Here is a 22,500-nt window from a genome sequence, read left to right on the forward strand (position 1 = left end):
TGAATATGGCTCGGTGACATCCTGTCAACCGAGTTGTCTTTTTAAGACAACAAAAAAGTCTGACTATTCTATCAGAATTTACACCTTATTTGATAAATAATGTCACCGACTCCAAATGACTGGTATGTGGGAACATATCAATCATGGCCGTTTTGATGATGCGATACCCGAAAGAACGGAGAATTTCTGCATCTCGTACTAAAGTTGCAGGGTTACAAGATACATAAAGAATGCTTTCTGCACCTAGCTCACATAACGCATTCAGCGCAAAAGCCGCACCGCTACGAGGCGGGTCGAGAAGAATTTTATTGAAATGTTGTTTGGCCCAAGGTTGTTCTGAAAAAGCTTGGTCTAAATCGGCTTGATAAAATTCAACATTATCGATGTGGTTAAACTGTGCATTCAATTGGGCTTTTTGTACCATATCAAAAACACCTTCAATTCCAACCGCACTTTTCACACGTTTGGCTAAAGGCAACGTAAAATTGCCCATGCCACAGAACAAATCTAAAACGTGATCGTCCTGATTCAAATCAAGCCAATCTAAAGCCGTCTCAACCATTTGCTGATTTAAGTGGGTATTCACTTGAATAAAATCGCGGATATCAAAAGATAAACGAATACCGTCTAATGCATAATAAGGCATTTCACCATGTACAAGTTGAATACCTTGATCATCTTGTAAAAACAAATTTACGGTATTTACGCGTGCAAACTCGAGCAATAAAGTGCGGTCAGTTTCGGCTAAATTTCCTTTATAGCGTAACAACATAGCTACGCCATTCTCAGCAGAAACCAATTCAATATGCCCTAATTGTTTCGGGGCTGAATATTGCGCCCAAAGTGCGGTCAATTTGGGAATAAGATGATTAATCGCTGGCTCTGCGACTAAGCATTGTTGAATACTCACTAACTGATTGGAGTTTTTCTGACGAAATCCCATTTCAACGGTTTTGTTTTTAGCATTCCACAGTAAACTTAATCGTACTCGACGACGATAAGCCCATTGTTCACCACAAATCATTGGCATTAATTGAATGGGCTCTGCTTGCAGTTTACTTAATCGAGAAAAAAGGGCCTTCTCTTTAGCGTTACGTTGCATTTCTACAGGAATATGCTGACCTTGGCAGCCACCACAACGCCCATAATAACGACATTGTGGCTCAACACGGTGATTACTCTCTTGTAGCCATTTTTGTGCAGTCGCTAATCCATATTGACGTTTTTCATCGGTCACTACCGCTTCCACTTTTTCCGTTGGTAAAGCATTTTCAATGAACCAGGTTTTACCTTGAATTTTGGCGACACCTAGCCCTTGATAATCTAAATCCTGAATTTCAGCGACGATTCTTTGTGTGGTTTTCTGTTTTTTTTGTGGAGCGTAAAGTAAAGCCATGATGGTGTTTTAATCTATTTGTATCAAAGAAAGGGATTACTTTAAATAAAGTACATTTTGCGTAAATAATTCTCGACTTTTCAGCGGCTTATCGCCTAAATAAGGTTTAAGTGCGATACGGGTAAAGCGTTTTGCCGCTTGCAATACCGCCTCATCGGTAAATTCCAAACGGTCAAAGGCGAGTAAATCTCGACCATAAAAGGTCAAGTTATCTTTCACTAACGAAGCGATAAAGCCCTTTTCCGCACGGTATTGGTAAGTCATTGAGTCATCCACTGGCAAACCTGAGCCTGCACAATGCAAAAAATCAATGCCATAACCTAAGATTTTAAGTAAATGAAATTCAAATAGACGCAGTGTAGGCTCAATCTGCGGCTGAGTGGCTAAGCCTGTTAAGCATTGTAGATAATGCTGAAAAAGCTGTGGATTGGCCGTTTCGGGCTCGATCACACGCGTAATCAATTCATTCACATAAAACCCGCTGTATAGAGCCGTCTGTTGTAAAGGTAATGTAATCGCAGCTGGCTCAGCTTTGGTGAGTGTTTTTAACGAACCTTTCCCTGACCAACGTAGAAGTAATGGCGTAAAAGGCTGTAAGACAGATTTCCATGCTGAACGTTTCGCACGTGCACCTTTTGCAATAACCGTCAAACGTCCCGTTTCTTCAGTGAATAAATCCACCAAAAGGCTGGTTTCACTATAAGGACGACGATGTAATACAAAGCCGCGTTGGAGATCCATAAAAGAATTATTTGCCTGATTTTAATTCACTTGGTTGTTTAACACAACGTTCTGCGAGCACTTCACCTACGCTAGTTTGTAATTGACTGAAGTCATCACGCTCCTGCCAATACCAACGAATATTCGCATAATTTCTCCCACGCTCAGAAATCACTCGTGTCAATTTTTCGGTTACATCATTAAAAGTAACGGTCACCTGACTAAGTGTTTTTTTACTTTTCTGTTTTTGCTTGGTATGAACCACACTCACTTCTTTATTGCCTTTACACAAATAAACCGTCGCTGAACCCTTTTGGGATTTTTTATCAACGGTTTGCACTTTCATTTTCTGTGGTGCTGGTTTGCTTAATTCAACATTTTGTGAACAAGCAGAAAGACAAAGTGCGGTCAAAATTACGCTTAATTTTTTTAACATGAATTCTATTTCCATCAAGGGTTGTTTATGATTGCTCACTTTGCAAAATGAGCAAGGATAAACAATCTTATCTAGAAAAATGGGCGATTACTCGCCCACTAAAAATTATTTTTTATACTGATATGAACCGTCGGCTTGACGAATGAACTTGCCGCCATTTGATAAGCGAAGCTCACTTACTCGACCTTGACTATTCACTGAAACCTGTACTTTGTCACCAGGTTTAAAGCTGCTTAATGCATTACCTGCACCATTTGCTTTGGTCATCGCATTCACATCGGCAATATTCAATTTATTATCACGGAATACTTGCATCAGTGAAACACCTTGCGGCACAGTTAATGTTTTTGTTGCACCTGTTGAAGCAGTTTGAGCTACTGGTTCTGCAGCTTTCACAGTCTTGTTGGTTGCGGATTTCGCTTCCACAATTTGAACTTTAGTTTCTTTAGTCGCAACAGGTTTAGCTTCTTGAATTTTGCTTTGCTCTTTTTTCACGGTTTGAGTCGGCTGAGCTGTCACTTTTTCAGTTGCTGGTTTAGGTTGTTTTTTCTCTTGAACCACTGGTGTATGTTCACGACGAGGTTCTGCTTTATGCTCAACCGTTGCAGTATGTTTTTCTGCCGTTGGCTGCAGTGTTCTTAGCAATGGTTCTTTACTTGTTGCATCAAGAGTTGGTTTAACTGGCACAGGTTGAGTTGCTGGTTGTTGAGCAACAGTTTGTTGTGCAGGTTCTGCAGTTTGTGATTTAGCGGCATCTGCTTTATCACCTACATATTCCATTGCTGGAGGTGTATCTGATTTAGCATCATTTGCTGTTTGTTCTGTTGTTGCAGGAGCCGTAGTATTATTGTTATCTAATACTGTAGTTTCAACTGGTTGAGACTGATCCAATGATTGGAATTGAACTGGAATTTCATTACTGTTTTGTTGTTCAAAAGACTCCACCGTATCTGAGTTTGGTTTTAGGGTGAAGAAAATGATCAGTAATACCACTAAACCCAAAATTGCAATAAATAAACGACGATGTTTTTCTGGTAACATTTGTAGAACCTTCCATTTTTCAGGTGATTTCAAGCTTGCTGCCGCAGCGGCTGCCGGTGCAACTGTTTCAGCTTGAGTTGTCACTTCTTCCACAATCTCTTCTGCAGGAGAATTTTCAAAAATCACTTTTTCTTCCGCTACGTTTTCTACCTGAACATTCTCAACGGGCTCTTGAGTTCCGAAAGCACTTGATGGAGCTGATTGTTCAGTATTTTCACTTTGAAATGCTTGAGAAGGTGAAAAAGGTTGGCTTGCTGCCGCACCAAAAGTTGGTTCGCGACGAACATGGAATTGCGTATCTGGTTGCTCTTTTTTACCAAATAAACCTTTGGCTTTATCAAAAATTGAGCCACTTTGTTGAACCGGCTTTCTTGGGGTCACAGAGTCTGAATGATTAAATCCTAAATCTAATTCATTTTGAGATGAATTGTCGTTAGGTTGATTTTTATTATCCACGGGATTACCTCGATTTGCTAAACTAAAGATCGCACAAAAAGTGCGGTAAAAAATTGGATCGTATTTTATCGGATCTTACGCTGTGTATAAAGTCTTATTTGGCTCTCCACCAATTTCTCGAGCTAATTTGGGTACTAAATAGCCAGAAGTGAGCGCCTGTAATTCTTTATAAATTTGTAACGCTTTCTCATCTGAAATATAGAAATGGCTCGCACCTTGCACTTTATCCAACAAATGCAAGTAATAAGGCAGAATGCCCGCTTGAAACAACTTATCGCTTAATACTTTTAATGTATGTGGGTTATCATTCACATCTTTTAAAAGGACTGATTGATTGAGTAACGTGACCTTAGCACCTGCCAGTTTTTGCATAGCCAAAGCGAGTTCTTCATCAATTTCATTTGGATGATTGATATGCGTCACAAACACTGTTTGTAATGGGCTTTTTTGCAATAAATCACAAAATTCATCCGTAATGCGTTCTGGAATCACGACCGGCAAACGAGAGTGAATACGCAAACGCTGTAAGTGCGGTATCTTTTCAAGACGTTCTAATAGCCACGCCCATTCACTATCCTTCGCCATCATCGGATCGCCCCCAGAAAAAATCACTTCTTCGATTTCAGGATGTGCGGCAATATAGTCTATTGCTTGTTGCCAACTGGTTTTATTGCCTGGGTTTTGATCATAAGGAAAATGACGACGAAAGCAATAACGACAATTGACTGCACATCCCCCTTTTGCCATGAACAGCAAGCGATTTTGGTATTTATGCAGAATATTAGGCACGGCATTTTTTTGCTGCTCATCTAAAGGATCTTGACTAAAACCCTCCGCGTCAATAAATTCTTGCTGAACCGTCATCACCTGCAAAAAAAGTGGATCTTTCGGATTCCCTTTTTCCATTTTTTCAACAAAAGGCAAAGGCACTCGCATAGCAAAAAGTTTACGAGCTGCGATGTCCTCGGCAAAATCTTCAACGAGCAAATTTAAGGTTTTTAATAAGATTTTCGGATCAGAAATCGCATTTTTTAGGGTTTCTAACCAATTTTGTTCTTCTCTAATCGCAATATTTCGGGTTAAAATACGCACTTTCAAACAATCTCTATTTTTTAGGATATTTTTAATATGGCTACATATACTACCAGTGATTTCAAACCAGGTCTAAAATTTATGCAAGACGGTGAGCCTTGTGTGATCGTTGAAAACGAATTCGTTAAACCAGGTAAAGGCCAAGCTTTTACTCGTACTCGTATTCGTAAATTAATTTCAGGCAAAGTATTAGATGTAAACTTCAAATCTGGTACATCGGTTGAAGCTGCTGATGTTATGGATCTTAACCTCACTTATTCATACAAAGATGATGCATTCTGGTACTTCATGCACCCAGAAACATTCGAACAATACTCTGCTGATGCAAAAGCAGTGGGTGATGCAGAAAAATGGTTATTAGACCAAGCAGATTGTATCGTGACTTTATGGAATGGTGCGCCAATTAGCATTACTCCACCAAACTTCGTAGAATTAGAAATCATCGATACAGACCCAGGTCTTAAAGGTGATACTGCAGGTACAGGCGGTAAACCAGCAACATTAAGCACTGGCGCTGTGGTGAAAGTACCTCTTTTCGTTCAAATCGGCGAAGTGATTAAAGTCGATACTCGTTCAGGCGAATACGTTTCTCGCGTGAAATAATCTTTCATCGCGAGATAAAAAGAGCGGTCAATATTTAATGAATATTGGCCGTTTTTTATTGTTTGCGCATTAATTTTATGGATATAAAAAATGCGGTTATTTCTAACCGCACTTTGATTGATTATTTCGCTTTTGAACCTTCTAATTCTAAAGAAGGTTTTCTATCTGAGTTCACACAAATGATTTGTGCCGCCGCATAAAGCGTTGTATTAGGCTTCAAGCTGATTGTGTATTTCTCTTGTTTTTTCGGTGCAGCACGCAAACCTTCACCCCAGAAATCATCATAAAAATCGGTACGAACTTGGGTTAAATGGTAGTTCTTACAGTTTAAGATTTTATATTGACGAACAGAACGTGCATAACGTCTAGTTTCGTTTGGATACACATATAAGCCTTTATCCAAATTCACTACCGCATCAAAATGCACTTGGTTTAAATCTTGGTTATCGACCCAAATAGAATCAGCATCAATGTAGTAATTTTTATCTTTTACCAATCGAACATAACCCACTCTATCTTTAGAAGGTGGGCTTAGTTTCACCTCTTCTTGAGGAAGTGGCGGTTGAACAGCTGAACAGCCTGCTAAAAGGGCTACACCTAAAAACGTTAATGCTAATTTTTTCATTTTTCTCTCCTTAAAGCTTACTGAAGCTTGCTGTTTACCGTTTCATACTATCACTTAGTATTTTACGGTATGTCCGTATCCCTCTAAGATATTTTTAATATGCTCAAGCGACTCTTTTGTCGGAGGCAATACATCTTCGAGTTCATAGTCAAACCCAAGGGTTTTCCATTTGTGGGCGCCTAATCGATGATAAGGAAGAAGTTCGACTTTTTCAATATTGGTCATACCTTCAATAAATTGCCCTAATAAATGAATATCATGGTCGCTGTCTGTGTAACCTGGTACCACGACATAACGAATCCATGTACGTTGATTTCGTTTTTGCAGATATTTTGCAAATTCCAACGTACGTTTGTTTGGCACGCCAATCAGGTTTTGGTGCACTTGATCGTTCAGCTCTTTCAAATCAAGCAACACAAGATCGGTTACATCAAGCAATTCATCAATAATATGATCGTAATGACGCACAAAACCATTGGTGTCTAAACAGGTATTAATGCCTTCTGCTTTACAAGCTCGGAACCAATCTCGCACAAATTCTGCTTGAAGAACAGCCTCACCACCAGATGCAGTCACACCACCACCAGTTGCATTCATAAAATGGCGATAACTCACCACTTCTTTCATGAGCTCTTCAACACTGATTTCGCGACCACCTTCAAGATCCCAAGTATCACGGTTGTGGCAATATTTACAACGCATTAAACAGCCTTGCATAAATAAAATAAAGCGAATCCCCGGGCCATCCACGGTTCCACAGGATTCAAAGGAGTGAATTCTTCCTAGAACAGACATACATAAATTTCCCAAAAATGAATATAACTAAATTTTACCAAAAATATCATCTATAAAAAATGAGCCTGACTTAAATCAGGCTCATAATTTTTATGTTCCCGCTAAAGTGCGGTTAAATTTTATCGTGTTTTAGAACGATTCTGTGAATGTACGAGTGACGACGTCTTGTTGTTGCTCTTTAGTTAAAGAGTTGAAACGTACTGCGTAACCAGATACACGAATAGTTAATTGCGGATATTTATCCGGATTTTCCATTGCATCTAATAACATTTCACGGTTTAACACGTTCACGTTTAAGTGTTGACCACCTTCTACTGTTGCTTCATGGTGGAAGTAACCATCCATTAAGCCAGCAAGGTTACGACGTTGTGCTTCTGCATCTTTACCTAACGCATTTGGTACGATTGAGAAGGTGTAAGAAATACCATCTTTCGCGTAAGCAAATGGAAGTTTAGCAACAGAAGTTAATGACGCTACCGCACCTTTTTGGTCACGACCATGCATTGGGTTCGCACCTGGTCCGAATGGCGCACCTGAGCGACGGCCATCTGGGGTATTACCTGTTTTCTTACCATAAACTACGTTAGAAGTAATGGTTAATACAGATTGTGTAGGCACAGCGTTGCGGTAAGTTTTAAGTTTTTGAATTTTCTTCATGAAACGTTCAACTAAGTCACAAGCGATGTCATCAACACGGTTGTCGTTGTTACCATATTGTGGATATTCACCTTCGATTTCGAAGTCGATTGCTACGTTGCTTGCTACAACATTGCCATCTTTATCTTTGATGTCGCCACGAACTGGTTTAACTTTCGCATATTTAATTGCTGAAAGTGAGTCTGCCGCAACAGAAAGACCTGCGATACCACAAGCCATGGTACGGTATACATCACGATCATGTAACGCCATTAATGCTGCTTCGTATGAATATTTATCGTGCATGTAGTGGATGATGTTTAAGGCAGTCACATATTGTTTTGCCAACCAATCCATAAAGCTGTCCATACGAGTCATGACTGTGTCGAAATCTAACACTTCATCAGTGATTGGTGCAGTTTTCGGACCTACTTGCATACCTAATTTTTCATCGATACCGCCATTGATTGCGTATAACAATGTTTTCGCTAAGTTTGCACGCGCACCGAAGAATTGCATTTGTTTACCAACAACCATTGGTGATACACAACATGCGATCGCGTAGTCATCATTATTGAAGTCTGGACGCATTAAATCATCATTTTCGTACTGAACTGATGAGGTATCAATCGATACTTTCGCACAGAAACGTTTGAAGTTTTCAGGTAATTGTTCAGACCAAAGAATCGTTAAGTTTGGTTCTGGAGAAGTACCCATGTTGTAAAGAGTGTGTAAAATACGGAATGTATTTTTAGTTACTAATGTACGGCCATCTAAACCCATACCTGCGATAGTTTCAGTTGCCCACATTGGGTCACCAGAGAATAATTGATCGTATTCAGGTGTACGTAAGAAACGAACCATACGAAGTTTCATGACTAAGTGGTCAACTAATTCTTGCGCTTCAGTTTCAGTAATTTTACCCGCTTTTAAATCACGTTCGATATAGATATCGATGAAGGTTGCAGTACGACCGAATGACATCGCTGCACCGTTTTGTGATTTGATTGCAGCTAAGTAAGCAAAGTACATCCATTGAATTGCTTCTTTAGCATTGGTTGCTGGGTTAGAAATATCGTAACCGTAGCTTGCTGCCATTTGTTTCATTTGGCCTAATGCACGGTGTTGTTCTGCGATTTCTTCACGTAAACGGATAGTTGCTTCAAGATTTACGCCATCTTCTAAGTCTTTTTGTAAAGAAGAGAATTGTGCGTATTTATCTTTCATTAAGAAGTCTACACCGTAAAGTGCTACACGACGGTAGTCACCGATAATACGGCCACGACCGTAAGCATCTGGAAGACCTGTTAATACACCTGATTTACGGCAACGTAAAATATCTGGCGTATAAACATCGAATACACCTTGGTTATGTGTTTTACGGTATTCAGTGAAGATTTTTTTCACTTCAGGATTTAATTCACGACCGTAAACTTTACATGAACCTTCCACCATTTTAATACCACCAAATGGCATAATGGCACGTTTTAATGGAGCATCAGTTTGAAGACCTACGATTTTCTCCAAGTCTTTATTGATGTAACCTGGAGCGTGAGAAATAATCGTTGAAGGCGTATGCTCGTCAAAGTCTAATGGCGCGTGAGTACGGTTTTCAACTTTGATCCCTTCCATTACGGTTTCCCAAAGTTTTGTTGTCGCTTCGGTTGGACCTGCTAAGAAAGAATCATCACCTTCATACGGGGTGTAGTTCTTCTGAATAAAATCACGCACGTTGACGTTTTCTTGCCAATCACCGGCAACGAATCCTGCCCACGCAACTTTTTGTGCTTCATTAAGTTCTGACATAGTCATTTCCTTTTTTAATTGATAAAAAATAAGTCTGTTAGTTCGTTAGTACATTAGTGAGCTTTAGTTAAATAACGTTGGAATAAGCCGATACAAACTGCGCCGCCCACAATGTTGCCCAACGTTACGGGAATTAAATTTTTCACAATGAAATGATAAAGATCTAAGTCTGCATATTTCATTGGATCCACACCAATTTGTTGCCAAAATTCTGGTGTACTAAAGTGTGCTGTAATAATGCCAAGCGGAATCATAAACATATTTGCCACACAGTGTTCAAAACCTGATGCCACAAATAAGCCAATTGGCATAATCATGATAAATGCTTTGTCTGTAACAGTTTTACCGGAATAAGACATCCATACCGCTACACACACCATAATGTTACATAAAATACCAAGGTTAAATGCTTCAAACCAAGTATGATGAATTTTATGTTGCGCGGTTGCTAAAATGGTTAAACCCCATTGACCACTTGCTGCCATGGTTTGTCCCCCAAACCAAATCACCGCAGCAATAAATAAACCGCCGACGAAGTTGCCTAAATATACCACAATCCAATTTCGGATCATTTGAGTTGTGGTTATCTTACCGCCTACGCGGGCAACTAAGGTTAAAGTAGAAGAGGTGAATAATTCCGATCCTAAAATCACCACCATAATTACGCCTAAAGAGAAGACTAATCCACCAACTAACTTGGTTAATCCCCAAGGCGCGCCAGCGCTCGCTGTTTGAGTTGTCGTATAAAATACAAAAGCTAATGCAATACAAGCCCCAGCACTAATACCAGACATGAATGATAAAAATGGACGTTTTTGCGCTTTATACGCAGCGACGTTTTCAGCATAATCCGTTGCTTCAACTGGTGTGAGAGCAACAGAAGATTGATTTAAATTTTCTGATGCCATATCTTACTCCAAATAATTAATTGATTATTTTTATACTTCAACATAGGTATTTTGATACCTATCGTCATTCTACTCTCTTAAAAAACCTTTGCAAGAAATCCCCCATTTATTTCAAAAAAATTTGATATTTTGCAAGTTTTGGTAAATTTCATCTTCAAATACAAAAAAAGCGAGATATCACTATCCCGCTTTTTATATATAAATAACGCAGATTAAAACGCAATACGATCGCGATTTTTCTCTAACGTTGCTTTACCAATGCCTTGTACTTCAAGCAATTGCTCTGCCATAGTAAAATTACCGTGCTTTTCACGATACTGCACAATGGCTTCTGCCTTTTTCGCACCAATACCAATTAGCGCTTTTTGAATTTCTGATGCACTGGCGGTATTGATATTTAATTTATCACTCACTGCTTGTTGTGTAGTTTGTGATGCGGTTTGTTGCTGAACTTGCACTTGAGGTTGAGCCTGTTCAGCCACCTTTTCTTCTGCAAACACTTGCGAGCTCAACATTGTGGTCGCAACAAATAATGAACTAAATAAATGTTTCATCAATTTCATAAAAATGCCCTTTATTAACAAAAAGTACCGTTGATTCATATCAACAGCGACATTTTTAAGAAACACCAAAAACACGCAAGAAATTGACCGCACTTTTGCGATCCTGATCGCAAAAATCACATTTAAGTAAATGAAAAAACGACCTTAGCGCACCACCACTGCCGTGCCACTTGCAATCACCATAAACATGCTTTTCGTGCCCACTGTTGTGTAGTTAACTTCCACGCCAACAATAGCATTAGCACCCAAGGCATACGCTTTTTCTTCTAGTTCTTTCAACGCATCTTGACGCGCACGACTAATACGACGCTCATAAACACTAGAACGCCCTCCAATCACATCCGTAATGCCTGCAAAAAAATCACGCATGAAATTGGCGCCCGCAATCACCTCACCGAAGACGACTTGTTTGTATTCTACGATTTGTTTCCCTTCAACATTAGGGGTTGTTGTCACAATCATTTTGTATCCTTAAATTCTCGTTAAAAATTAACCGCACTTTAGACGCTTAATTTTGATTTTAAAACGTCTAATGCCTTCGCACGATGAGAGATTTTCTTTTTCTCTACGGTTTCTAATTCTGCAAAAGTACAGCCTTTTTCTGGGCTAAAAAAGAGCGAATCATAACCAAAGCCATTTTCACCTTTCTCTTCATAAATAATCTTACCATCACATTCACCTTGAGCAATGATTGGAGAAGGATCACTTGGGTGTTGTAATAACACAATCGTACTCACAAATTTTGCTTGGCGACGTTCAGTTGGTACATCTGCTAATTCTGTCAGTAATTTTTCACGATTTTTCGCATCGGCTTCCTCACCATCTACACCCGCATAGCGTGCAGAATACAATCCTGGCGCACCATTTAACGCATTCACCACAAGACCGGAATCATCTGCAATGGCTGGTAAACCTGATTTTTCAGATGCATAACGTGCTTTCAGAATGGCATTTTCCACAAACGTTAAGCCAGTTTCCTCTGGGCTTTCAATGCCTAAATCTGTCTGAGCAATCACTTCAAAACCGAAATCGGCTAACACATCTGCCATTTCTTTTACTTTGCCTTTATTGCCCGTGGCAAGCACAATTTTTTGTTTCATGATTTTGTCCTTTATATCAAACGTTGTCTCATTTTAACATCTCACCAAAAAATTTCGGAATAAATATTGACTTTAACCTTAGGTCAAGGTTTATGATTCGTGCTCATTCAGTTATCACATAGGAGAAAAACATGAAAAAACTTATGACTTTTATCACACTTAGCGCTGCTGCAGTTTCAATTTATGCCCAAGCTAATGAACAACCGCATCAAGCACACATGAATATGCCAATGTCGACAGATTCTGCAATGCAACAAGAATTGATGCAAGGTATGAGTCAAATGCATCAAGACATGATGGCAGCTGCGCAATATAAAGATCCTGATGTTGCTTTTGCAGCAGGTATGTTGCCACACCATATTGGCGCAGTAAAAATGGCGGAAGTTGAATTAAAATACGGAAAAGATCCTGAGATGCGTAAGCTTGCTGAGAATATTATTAACGCTCAACAGGCAGAAATTGAACAAATGCAAAAATGGCTTAAAGTGCACAATAAAAAATAAAATAACACAAAAAAAGTGCGGTAAATTAACCGCACTTTTTTAATAGAATTAGTTTACTTCTTTTATTCGTAGCTCTTTTGGCACTTCAAAGAACATATTCTCTTCTAAGCCTTGAAGCTCTTCGATACTATCCGCACCAAATTCTTTTAATCGAGCAATCACGGATTGCACCAACTCTTCCGGTGCTGAAGCCCCTGCTGTCACACCAATTGTTTCAACGCCTTCAAACCAATCTGCTGCCACATCATTTGGATCATCAATCAATTTTGATTTCACGCCCATACGCGATGCCAACTCAGCTAAACGGTTAGAATTCGATGAGTTTTTAGAGCCTACAACCACGACTAGCTCACATTGTTTCGCTAATTCACGCACTGCTTCTTGGCGATTGGTTGTAGCATAGCAAATATCGTTTTTATGTGGGCCTTGAATAGCAGGATATTTATCTTTCAATGCACTAATAGTTTCTGCTGTATCATCAAGAGAGAGTGTGGTTTGCGTCATAAAGGTTAAATCATCATTTTCTTGAACCGGCAAACGAGCAATATCTTCCACGCTTTCAATTAAGAAAATACCACCTTCGGCATTATTATACTGCCCCATTGTGCCTTCCACTTCGGGATGGCCTTTGTGTCCAATCAAAATCGCTTTCGTCCCTTTACGGCTCGCACGTGCCACTTGCATATGTACTTTGGTTACCAACGGACAAGTTGCATCAAATACTTTTAACTGACGATCTTTTGCTTCTTGACGAACAGCTTGTGACACGCCATGGGCGGAGAAAATCACAATGGCGCCATCTGGCACTTCACTTAGTTCTTCTACAAAAATCGCCCCACGCTCACGCAAACCATTCACCACAAAACGGTTATGCACCACTTCATGACGTACATAAATTGGTGCACCATGAATTTCAAGTGCTAATTCAACAATGCTAATGGCTCGATCGACACCCGCGCAAAATCCGCGAGGGTTAGCTAAAATTATCTTCATTTTTGACCGCTCTTTTTATCACCTTTAAAGGCATCTAATGCTAATAAACCCGCACCAATACAAATTGCAATATCTGCCACATTGAATACCGGATAATGATAAATATCCCAATAAAAATCCAAGAAATCCACCACAAAACCGTTATACGCACGGTCCACCATATTGGCTAAAGCGCCACCAATAATCAGTGCATAAGCTGAGTTTTGTAATTTTTGCTCTGCCGAATTCTTTTTCATAAAGTAAGCCAGCATTAAAGAAATCCCGATTGCTAGCACGATAAAAAAATATTTCTGCCAACCATCATGCTCAGCTAAAAAGCTAAATGCTGCACCGTAATTACGTACGTAGGTTAAATTAAAAATGGGTAATAGGTTCACGCTTTCATAGAGATCAAAGCGTTGCACTACAATATATTTGGTCAGTAAATCGAGGATAAATGCGACCGCACTTATCCAAAGGAATGAAAGTCCTGTTTTATTTTTTGTCATAGGAAATTATCTGTCTTTATAAATGGACGATGATTTTAGCAACTCGAACAACCTTTATAAAGTAAAAGGCATCAAATCATAAAAGGCGAACACATTGGTTCGCCTTTCAATGTTAATTACTTTTTCTTCACCGGTCTTTGCCAACCTTGAATATGGCGTTGTGGCACGCGAGTAATCACCAGCTCATCTTTCTCAATATTTTGAGTGATCGTTGAACCAGCTCCAATGGTTGCGCCATCTGCAACGGTAACTGGCGCGACTAACTGCGTATCCGATCCAACAAATACATTGTTACCAATGATTGTTTTAAATTTATTTGCACCGTCATAGTTACAAGTAATGACACCGGCACCAATGTTACAGTTCTCTCCGATTTCGGTATCACCCACATAAGTGAGGTGGTTTACTTTAGAACCTTTACCTACTGTAGATTTTTTAATTTCCACGAAGTTACCCACATGGGTTTCAGCGGCTAATTCAGCACCTGGACGTAAACGAGAGAATGGGCCAATCGCTGCTTTCTCACCAATTGTTGCGTCTTCTAAAACAGAATAAGGTTTGAGCTCAACATCATCACCAATCGTCACGTTTTTCAATACACAACCTGCACCAATTTTTACACGATCACCTAAACGCACATTGCCTTCCACAATTACGTTCACATCAATTTCAACATCCTTACCGTGTTCTAATGTACCGCGTAAATCAAAACGCTCAGGGTCAATTAACATCACGCCTGCAAGTAAAAGTTTTTCTGCTTGTTTACGTTGATAATAGCGTTCCATTTTGGCTAATTGTAGGCGATTATTTACCCCTTCAACTTCCATAAAATCAGTTGCTTGCACAGCTACAATCGGACAACCATCTTGATGAGCTAAGCCAATTATATCAGTAATATAAAACTCGCCTTGTGCATTATTATTATCTAAACGCGCTAACCATTTTTTGAAACTTGCACCATCTGAAACTAACACACCTGTATTAATCTCTTGAATTTTAAGCTGCTCAGGCGTTGCATCTTTTTGTTCAACAATCCCTACAACTTTGCCATTTTCACGTACGATTCGACCATAACCTGTTGGGTTATCTAATACGACGGTTAACACTGCGATACCATTTTCAGGTTTCGCATCGATTAATTTTTGCAATGTTTCCGGTGTGATCATTGGGCCATCGCCATACACCATTAAAACATTTTCATCATCACGGAAAAAAGGCATTGCTTGTTGCATAGCATGTCCTGTACCCAATTGTTCCGCTTGGAATACCCAGTTCACGCTTTCATTTGCCAAACACTCACGCATTAATTCGCCACCGTGACCGTAAATCAAATGCACGTTTTCCGCACCTAATTGATTTGCCGTATCAATCACATGTTTTACCATCGGTTTACCTGCCACTTTGTGCAAGACTTTAGGTAAATCAGAATACATACGAGTGCCTTTACCGGCTGCTAAAATCACCACGCTTAATGCTTTATTTGTCATAAATTCTTCTCTTCTTTATAAAAAATTTGGGCGTATTCTATCGTAGAATGGAGAATATGATAAGCCATTTAATTTTCATACATTCCTGACAAGACAAGATTGTATAAAAATCTCAAATCCTGTAAACTATCCTCCCGTCTTGATAGCTAATCATCTTTTCTTTTATTTTTGACCGCACTTTTCAGCATTCTACACAAATTTGCATAAAAGATGATTGGCTATAATCATTTTTATCCCAACATTTTAGGTCTCTCACTATGGCTACAAATTATATTTTCGTCACAGGCGGTGTGGTTTCATCGTTAGGTAAAGGTATTGCTGCAGCATCATTGGCAGCCATTTTAGAAGCACGTGGCTTAAACGTGACTATTATGAAATTAGACCCTTATATCAACGTGGATCCGGGTACAATGAGCCCAACCCAACACGGCGAAGTGTTCGTGACACAAGACGGGGCGGAAACCGATTTAGACTTAGGTCACTACGAGCGTTTTATTCGTACCAAAATGACCAAACGCAACAACTTCACTACAGGTAAAATTTATTCTGAAGTATTACGCAAAGAGCGTCGTGGTGATTATTTAGGTGCGACAATTCAAGTTATCCCACACATCACCAATGAGATCAAAGATCGCGTGATTGCCGGCGCACAAGGCCATGATGTGGTTATCGTGGAAGTAGGCGGAACAGTAGGTGATATTGAATCACTTCCATTCTTAGAAGCTCTTCGTCAACTTGCCGTACAAGTAGGTCGTGAGAATACTCTCTTTATGCACTTAACGTTAGTGCCATACATCCCAACGGCGGGCGAAGTGAAAACCAAGCCAACGCAACATTCTGTAAAAGAATTACTTTCGATTGGTATTCAGCCAGATGTGCTTATCTGCCGCTCAGATCGCATGATTCCACCAAACGAACGTGCAAAAATCGCCTTATTCTGTAACGTACCAGAACGTGCGGTCATCTCATTAAAAGATGTAAATTCAATCTACCAAATTCCTGCGTTATTGAAATCACAAGGTTTGGATGAATTCATCTGCCAACGTTTCCACTTAGACTGTCCAGAAGCGGACCTTTCAGAATGGGAACAAGTGCTTTATCAAGAAGCAAACCCTGTGGGCGATGTCACCATCGGTATGGTAGGTAAATATACTGAATTACCAGACGCTTATAAATCCGTGAATGAAGCCTTAAAACACGCAGGTTTGAAAAACCGTTTAAGCGTGCATATCAAATACATTGATTCTCAAGATGTTGAAACCAAAGGCACTGATGTATTAAAAGGTGTCGATGGTATTTTAGTACCGGGCGGCTTTGGCTATCGTGGTGTAGAAGGCAAAATTTTGACCGCAAAATATGCGCGTGAAAACAATGTTCCTTACCTTGGTATTTGTTTAGGGATGCAAATTGCGTTAATCGAATACGCGCGTAATGTCGCTGGTCTTGAAAAAGCCAACTCATCTGAATTTGATCGTCACTGTGAGCAACCTGTTGTGGGTTTGATTACAGAATGGCAAGATGCGGAAGGCCACATTGAAACCCGTGATGATAATTCAGATCTGGGTGGTACGATGCGTTTAGGTGCGCAACAATGTCATTTAATTGAAGGCTCAAAAGCGCGTGCATTATATGGCAAAGAAACGATTGAAGAGCGTCACCGTCACCGTTATGAAGTGAACAATAACCTGCTTCCACAAATTGAAAAAGCGGGACTTAAAGTGACTGGCTTATCTGCGGATCGTAAATTAGTGGAAATTATTGAAGTACCAAACCACCCATGGTTTGTAGCATGTCAATTCCATCCAGAATTTACGTCAACGCCACGTGATGGCCACCCATTATTCGAAGGCTTTGTCAAAGCAGCCAGAGAAAATCAGTTAAAAACTGAAAAGTAATTTTCTGATAATTCCATAAACAAGTGCGGTCAAAAATCCTTGTGTTTTTGACCGCACTTTGTATTTTTAAGCATTTTAATTTGATTGATTCGATTACCGTTTCACCAAACGATAAGGCAAGATCTGCATTTTACATTTATCAGAAATATCACCTGAATCGAAATCATCAATAAAATGCCAATGTGCGGTATCTTTTGTTAAATCAGTGAGATAAATTCGAGTGTTATCTACTTTATAACGACACTCACCAATAACAAAATTCCTTTCACTACTTGCTTCATCCATATAATCACCGTGAACAACTTGGATAAGCTTCGCATGATTGGTTAAATCAGTGTAATACCACCAAATATCAAATTTATCTTTATCATTAGCTAACTGAACTTGCAAACTCGGCTCTATAAAGTTCGTATTATAACTATGAGCTTGCTTTATTTGTGAGCTTATTAACTCATTATCTTTCCAAAGGTAATCATAATTGAGCTGGCGATTTTCATAAAATGCAACTTTAGTCTTTAAACGAATCGTCGGTAGAATAACTTCACCTTCAGGTATTTCACAACTGGCTAAGGTAAAATCAGAATAAGGTATCGAAGGCCCCTTACCTTTTATTCGTACAAAAACAAAACTTCCTCTACTCAAACAAGACTGTCCATTAATAGAAATCGTTTCCGGCATGCCTAAGTCAGTATCATGTTGTTTACCCAATCTAACCAAATCATTGATTTCAACTACATTACTATTTAATGAAAGTTTATTTAAACGAAAATCGCCCCACTTAAAATACGTATTATCGAGCGTAATAACATAATCTGGTGCATCTTCTCCGGTTGTTGCAAAAACAAATGCATTCGGAGATAAATCATCAATACCTGCTAAATACGGTTTATCTTGTAACTGAACGCCTCTAAGCCCCCAATCTTGTGGAGCTGAAGAGAACAAAACATAAAATACAAAATAACTCAAAATAAATAATAACGTGACAATTCCAAACAATATACCAATTGTCCACAAAAATATTTCTAATGATGTCTTTAACCTTTGCATATTTTCTAATATCTCTCTTAATCAACATATCTGTATATGATGTTTTTCTAAGCGATAGCGCTAAACTTTTACTTTTTTGAATACATTTATAATCTGCTTGCCTTATAAAAAAGCGAGATTATTTCACTGCACTTTAAAACCAATTTAAATTAGTATAACATTTAAATCAACTATTTACCCAACTTAAACAAGCGGTTATTTTTCAGCATTTATTTGCAAAACATTTATTAAATCCGACCGCTTATGATAAAAGGAATAACCATGCATAAATTTTTACTGACAGCCCTTCTCGCTAGCCTTTCTACCTCTGCTTTCGCACTTTTCCCTGTTCAAACTGATTGGCAAGCGAATCACTTACAAGGCAAAGTGAAATCCGTTATTTCACATTCGGAAGATAATCCTGAAGCGGCAGAAGGAGAAGTGGTCACGAACGATGTTCGTCAATTTTATAACGAACAAGGCTTTTTAATTAAGACTGAAGAGATTACCCAAGAATCTGAATTTTCCGATAAAACGACGGCGAATTATCGATATGATCAAAACAATCGATTAGAAGAAATTCGTTCCGATATCTATAAAGAGACTCATGGAAGACTCTACCACTATCAAGAAAACCGCGATGGTTCAGGCGTCATTTTAGAAATCACCTATGTAGGCAAAAAGCCGAAAAAACCGAATTTTCAAGAAGATTACATCAAAAGAGTTTACGACAAAGATGGCAAACTCATCTCTGAAGACGTTTCTTATGCAGGGATGCTTGACGGCCATGCGAAAAAATTCCATTACAAGGACGATAAACTCATCAAAGCTTGTGACTTTGATGACAATGGAAAAGAAAGCAATTGCGAAACTTATCGTTATCTAGAAAATGGTAACTTTGTAAATAACACATCTTTTAATAATGGACGAGCAGATTTTACTTATGATAAAAACCACAATGAATTAAAACGCGAAATTTTTGACCTACATGGGAAATTAGAAGAGACGCTCACAACACGTCATAAATTTGATCAACACGGTAATGTAATTGAAAGCATTATGTATGATGAAAAAGGTATATGGTTAAATAAAACCACAAAGAAATATGAATATTATCAATAAACTACTTTTGAACTACCTATTCTAACTAGACTACATATGATGTTTTTTAAATCTAAACCACGCGCTGAAAAATTAGACTACACATTAACAACCAAACTAGACAAAATCTTTCAATATTTTAAGGCGAAAAAAGAACCATCTGAGTGGTTGTTTGCCCGAAATCACAAAGTTGCGCCAATGGCAATCGCAACCTATTGGCATTATGGTAAAGCCAATTTAGATGAATCTGAATTTCTAGAAAATACGGGGTTATCTGATTTATACCAACCTCTAGAATTGCTTCTGACAAAAACAATGAAACTGCCTTGTATTACGCGCATAGAATTTGAAGAGGAAAATTGGGGTCAATTATTTCTTTCTATTGATTTTAAATTAAACCCAACAGATAGCTCACTTTTTAGAGTTTTTATTTTTCCTGATCAGGATAGCTTCGTTTTCGCCGAAACGGATCAAGCGAACAACCTTTTTCAGAGTATGATACAGGCAAAGCCATTTAATCAACATAGTCCACATTATGAGAAATTTTTATCTTCAGTTGATGCGGTTTTAAAAGCTATTGAAAAGCCTGAAGATTTTGCATTATTAGACCAAAAACTCGCCAAAATTGAGCATTATCTTCAAACGCAACAAGATGGATGTATCGACGTCAAAAACACCCTCTTTGAAACGCCTATCCATGCCTATCAATTTTACTATTCCGACAATTGGGATGATTATTCCAAAGAAAAATTTAAGGAATTAGATTTTGACGGCGATATGTATGATTTACAAAGCCAATTCTGTAACCCAATGGGATTCGTACCTGCTTCTCGAGAAGAATTTTTTAATGGTTCTGGCTATTCTTTTTTAAATATTGGGTTCGGCATAAAACCGCATAAGGAATATGAACATATTATTAAAGAAATTGAATTTGAATTTCCGCAAAGAATTGAGTTATTTGCTGGGCAATCTATTTGCGATGGCGCATATTCATTACAACATGCTGATAAGCTTTTTATTTCTAATTTAATGGCAGCGATTTATTATGCCAAACCGCTTGATGAACAACATTACAAGTTTGATTTGTTAAAACAAGCCGTTGATTTGATTTGCGATAGCATTGACAGACGTGAAACTGAAATCAATCAAGATGCCTTATTTGATGAGTTACTTATGTTGCTTGAAACGAAAAAATACATCAAAGCAAAATACATTAAGCAAGTTAAAAGCCTCTATAAATGGCTAAATAAAGACCTAGAGAAATGTCGAGAGAAAATGATCGCATTTGGTGATATCTATGAGGACGAAGATTTCGATGAAGAATACGCTAAATTAGAGCTTATCAGAAGTTATCTACATTGCTACCAAGATGACTGGAAAATTGATTATGACTCACTCAATCATTTTCTTTCTGAGTCTCTTGAACAAACTTTCGAAATCACTTTCGAAGAGGCAAAGCATGAGTTTGCACGCATTAAGGCTAAAGTAGAAGCAAAAAGTGATTATACTTTGCTTTATGTTGATACGGGTTCCGATAATTTCTATTGCTTAGTTTGTCCAAAATCAGCAGCACCTTGCATAATAGAAATTGCAGATATATTAAATTTACCTATCAACCATTAAATTTCAGATAGGAAAACGTCCTAGCAGCAATAAAGAGCGGTCAGTTTTTGTTGCATTTTTGCAAAATATCTCAGTGATTGAATAGCGGAATTTGTAATGTGAGTGAAAAGTAATTAAAACCCCGATCTATAAAAATATTTTAGATAACTAACACAGTTAAACTTCTGACTATCGCTGCGGTCGTAATTTAAATAGAATACGCTTTTATCTACACGGAAATGAAAAAATGAAACTTGCTGTTATTTTACCCGCATATAATGCAGAAAATTTTATTGCTGAATGTTTAGATTCATTATTGAATCAGACATTTAGTGATTTTTGTATTCTTGCGGTTAATGATGCTTCTACCGATAACACAGGCAAGATTCTCGAAACTTATGCAGAAAAAGATGCTCGCTTACGTGTTTACCATTTACCTCAAAACCAAGGTGAACCTGCTGTAATGCAATTTGCCATGGATATGCTTAACTATATGAATGTTGAATATGTTGCTCGGATGGATGCTGATGATATTTGTGTTCCACACCGTTTTGAAAAACAAGTTCAATATTTAGACGAGCATTCCGAAATTGATATTTTAGGAAGTAATGCACTGCTCTTTAATGATGGGCAAACTGATAAAGCGACTAAAGTGAGTACACTTCCTCTTTTAGATAAAGATATAAAAGCACATTTTTCTTTAGCTCGAGACAATATCATTAATCCCTCTTCAATGTGGCGACATTCTAGTATCAAGGCGCTCGGGATCAATTATGCACAAACAGCCACTGCACCCGATTTTCATATGTGGGTACAATGCGCATTACACAAAAAGACATTTGCGAATTTACCAGAACCCTTGTTGCTTTATCGGATACATCAAGCCCAAGCGAGTAAAATACATGACAAAATTAGCGAGTCTGTTCAATACTCTATGGAGCTATGGATAAGTCATTTATTTCCAGAATTAACACCTAAAGAAGTCAGCCTATTAAGTCTTATACTGCACGGCAAAACCATTAAATTACGCACTGAAGAGTTTGAAATCGCCTTTTCGGCTTATGACAAAGTTCGTTCCAATAATGGAGATTCGAGATTCGGAGAAGATCGAGAGATAATGTTTAGTATTTTAGACAGACATACGCAAGCTTTAAAAAATGTATTCTATAAACACATATCTTAATATTTAAAGCGGTCATTTTTAGCTAATTTTTACAAAAAACGCTGT

Annotated in this window: 22 protein-coding genes; 6 read left to right on the top strand and 16 right to left on the bottom strand. The window is 38.4% G+C overall.

All coding sequences use genetic code 11. The annotated features are described in order from the left end of the window. Positions 1 to 85 precede the first annotated feature (85 nt). From rlmD to epmB, 5 genes are all read right to left on the bottom strand, one after another. Positions 86 to 1,396, bottom strand: a complete 1,311-nt coding sequence (gene rlmD / locus QP437_RS01540; protein ID WP_285266705.1) for a 23S rRNA (uracil(1939)-C(5))-methyltransferase RlmD — start codon at positions 1,394 to 1,396, stop codon at positions 86 to 88. Between the two features lie 36 nt (positions 1,397 to 1,432). Then, positions 1,433 to 2,137, bottom strand: a complete 705-nt coding sequence (recO, locus tag QP437_RS01545) for a DNA repair protein RecO (RefSeq protein ID WP_285266706.1) — start codon at positions 2,135 to 2,137, stop codon at positions 1,433 to 1,435. A gap of 7 nt (positions 2,138 to 2,144) precedes the next feature. Continuing rightward, the gene (locus tag QP437_RS01550) at positions 2,145 to 2,552 is read right to left on the bottom strand and encodes an MliC family protein (RefSeq protein ID WP_049364780.1); all 408 of its coding nucleotides are present in this window, start codon (positions 2,550 to 2,552) and stop codon (positions 2,145 to 2,147) included. Positions 2,553 to 2,657: 105 nt separating this feature from the next. Further along, complete coding sequence (gene oapA, locus QP437_RS01555; protein ID WP_285266707.1) at positions 2,658 to 4,049, bottom strand: opacity-associated protein OapA; 1,392 nt, start codon at positions 4,047 to 4,049, stop codon at positions 2,658 to 2,660. A gap of 75 nt (positions 4,050 to 4,124) precedes the next feature. Beyond that, complete coding sequence (gene epmB, locus QP437_RS01560; RefSeq protein ID WP_285266736.1) at positions 4,125 to 5,141, bottom strand: EF-P beta-lysylation protein EpmB; 1,017 nt, start codon at positions 5,139 to 5,141, stop codon at positions 4,125 to 4,127. A gap of 36 nt (positions 5,142 to 5,177) precedes the next feature. On the opposite strand from epmB, the gene efp reads away from it, so the two are divergent. Beyond that, a complete protein-coding gene (gene efp / locus QP437_RS01565) occupies positions 5,178 to 5,744 on the top strand; it encodes an elongation factor P (RefSeq protein WP_007241760.1) in 567 nt (188 codons plus the stop codon). A 121-nt stretch (positions 5,745 to 5,865) separates the two neighbouring features. On the opposite strand, the gene QP437_RS01570 is transcribed toward efp, so the two are convergent. The 7 genes from QP437_RS01570 to rdgB all read right to left on the bottom strand — a co-directional run bounded on the left by QP437_RS01570 (position 5,866) and on the right by rdgB (position 12,177). Further along, positions 5,866 to 6,369: a surface-adhesin E family protein gene (locus QP437_RS01570; RefSeq protein WP_054420262.1), complete on the bottom strand. Its 504-nt coding sequence runs from the start codon at positions 6,367 to 6,369 to the stop codon at positions 5,866 to 5,868. A 54-nt stretch (positions 6,370 to 6,423) separates the two neighbouring features. Next, entirely contained in the window at positions 6,424 to 7,164 is a 741-nt protein-coding gene (gene pflA / locus QP437_RS01575) for a pyruvate formate lyase 1-activating protein (protein ID WP_014064228.1), read from the bottom strand. A gap of 129 nt (positions 7,165 to 7,293) precedes the next feature. Beyond that, the gene (gene pflB / locus QP437_RS01580; protein ID WP_065244605.1) at positions 7,294 to 9,606 is read right to left on the bottom strand and encodes a formate C-acetyltransferase; all 2,313 of its coding nucleotides are present in this window, start codon (positions 9,604 to 9,606) and stop codon (positions 7,294 to 7,296) included. A gap of 53 nt (positions 9,607 to 9,659) precedes the next feature. After that, positions 9,660 to 10,514 (bottom strand): formate transporter FocA, encoded by an 855-nt coding sequence (focA, locus tag QP437_RS01585; RefSeq protein ID WP_049369830.1) that lies wholly within the window; start codon positions 10,512 to 10,514, stop codon positions 9,660 to 9,662. Positions 10,515 to 10,726: 212 nt separating this feature from the next. Continuing rightward, a complete protein-coding gene (locus QP437_RS01590; protein ID WP_285266708.1) occupies positions 10,727 to 11,077 on the bottom strand; it encodes a helix-hairpin-helix domain-containing protein in 351 nt (116 codons plus the stop codon). A gap of 144 nt (positions 11,078 to 11,221) precedes the next feature. Next, positions 11,222 to 11,539 carry a heavy metal-binding domain-containing protein gene (locus QP437_RS01595; RefSeq protein WP_005698058.1) on the bottom strand — a complete coding sequence of 106 codons (318 nt, stop codon included), beginning with the start codon at positions 11,537 to 11,539 and terminating at the stop codon, positions 11,222 to 11,224. Positions 11,540 to 11,577: 38 nt separating this feature from the next. Further along, positions 11,578 to 12,177, bottom strand: coding sequence for an RdgB/HAM1 family non-canonical purine NTP pyrophosphatase (gene rdgB / locus QP437_RS01600; RefSeq protein WP_285266709.1), 600 nt, complete (start codon positions 12,175 to 12,177; stop codon positions 11,578 to 11,580). A gap of 131 nt (positions 12,178 to 12,308) precedes the next feature. Between rdgB and QP437_RS01605 the strand changes: the two genes are divergently transcribed. Next, complete coding sequence (locus QP437_RS01605) at positions 12,309 to 12,680, top strand: DUF305 domain-containing protein (RefSeq protein WP_049357924.1); 372 nt, start codon at positions 12,309 to 12,311, stop codon at positions 12,678 to 12,680. Between the two features lie 48 nt (positions 12,681 to 12,728). On the opposite strand, the gene ispH is transcribed toward QP437_RS01605, so the two are convergent. From ispH to glmU, 3 genes are all read right to left on the bottom strand, one after another. After that, positions 12,729 to 13,673 carry a 4-hydroxy-3-methylbut-2-enyl diphosphate reductase gene (gene ispH, locus QP437_RS01610; protein ID WP_285266710.1) on the bottom strand — a complete coding sequence of 315 codons (945 nt, stop codon included), beginning with the start codon at positions 13,671 to 13,673 and terminating at the stop codon, positions 12,729 to 12,731. Then, a complete protein-coding gene (gene lspA / locus QP437_RS01615) occupies positions 13,670 to 14,161 on the bottom strand; it encodes a signal peptidase II (protein ID WP_049364014.1) in 492 nt (163 codons plus the stop codon). The genes ispH and lspA overlap by 4 nt, the downstream gene beginning before the upstream one ends. A 116-nt stretch (positions 14,162 to 14,277) precedes the next feature. Continuing rightward, complete coding sequence (gene glmU / locus QP437_RS01620; protein ID WP_285266711.1) at positions 14,278 to 15,648, bottom strand: bifunctional UDP-N-acetylglucosamine diphosphorylase/glucosamine-1-phosphate N-acetyltransferase GlmU; 1,371 nt, start codon at positions 15,646 to 15,648, stop codon at positions 14,278 to 14,280. A 257-nt stretch (positions 15,649 to 15,905) separates the two neighbouring features. On the opposite strand from glmU, the gene pyrG reads away from it, so the two are divergent. After that, on the top strand, positions 15,906 to 17,543 hold the full coding sequence (gene pyrG, locus QP437_RS01625) for a glutamine hydrolyzing CTP synthase (protein WP_197544942.1): 1,638 nt from the start codon (positions 15,906 to 15,908) through the stop codon (positions 17,541 to 17,543). Positions 17,544 to 17,636: 93 nt separating this feature from the next. On the opposite strand, the gene QP437_RS01630 is transcribed toward pyrG, so the two are convergent. After that, positions 17,637 to 18,557: a hypothetical protein gene (locus QP437_RS01630; RefSeq protein ID WP_285266712.1), complete on the bottom strand. Its 921-nt coding sequence runs from the start codon at positions 18,555 to 18,557 to the stop codon at positions 17,637 to 17,639. Between the two features lie 294 nt (positions 18,558 to 18,851). Here QP437_RS01630 and QP437_RS01635 point away from each other — a divergent pair, with 294 nt between their 5' ends. From QP437_RS01635 to QP437_RS01645, 3 genes are all read left to right on the top strand, one after another. Beyond that, positions 18,852 to 19,691 (top strand): hypothetical protein, encoded by an 840-nt coding sequence (locus QP437_RS01635; protein WP_285266713.1) that lies wholly within the window; start codon positions 18,852 to 18,854, stop codon positions 19,689 to 19,691. Between the two features lie 36 nt (positions 19,692 to 19,727). Continuing rightward, entirely contained in the window at positions 19,728 to 21,293 is a 1,566-nt protein-coding gene (locus QP437_RS01640; protein WP_285266714.1) for a hypothetical protein, read from the top strand. Positions 21,294 to 21,519: 226 nt separating this feature from the next. After that, positions 21,520 to 22,455, top strand: coding sequence for a glycosyltransferase (locus QP437_RS01645; protein WP_197547069.1), 936 nt, complete (start codon positions 21,520 to 21,522; stop codon positions 22,453 to 22,455). Positions 22,456 to 22,500: the final 45 nt, after the last annotated feature.

The organism is Haemophilus sp. UMB1048, from assembly GCF_030218125.1.
In the GTDB taxonomy this organism is placed as follows: Bacteria; Pseudomonadota; Gammaproteobacteria; order Enterobacterales; family Pasteurellaceae; genus Haemophilus_D.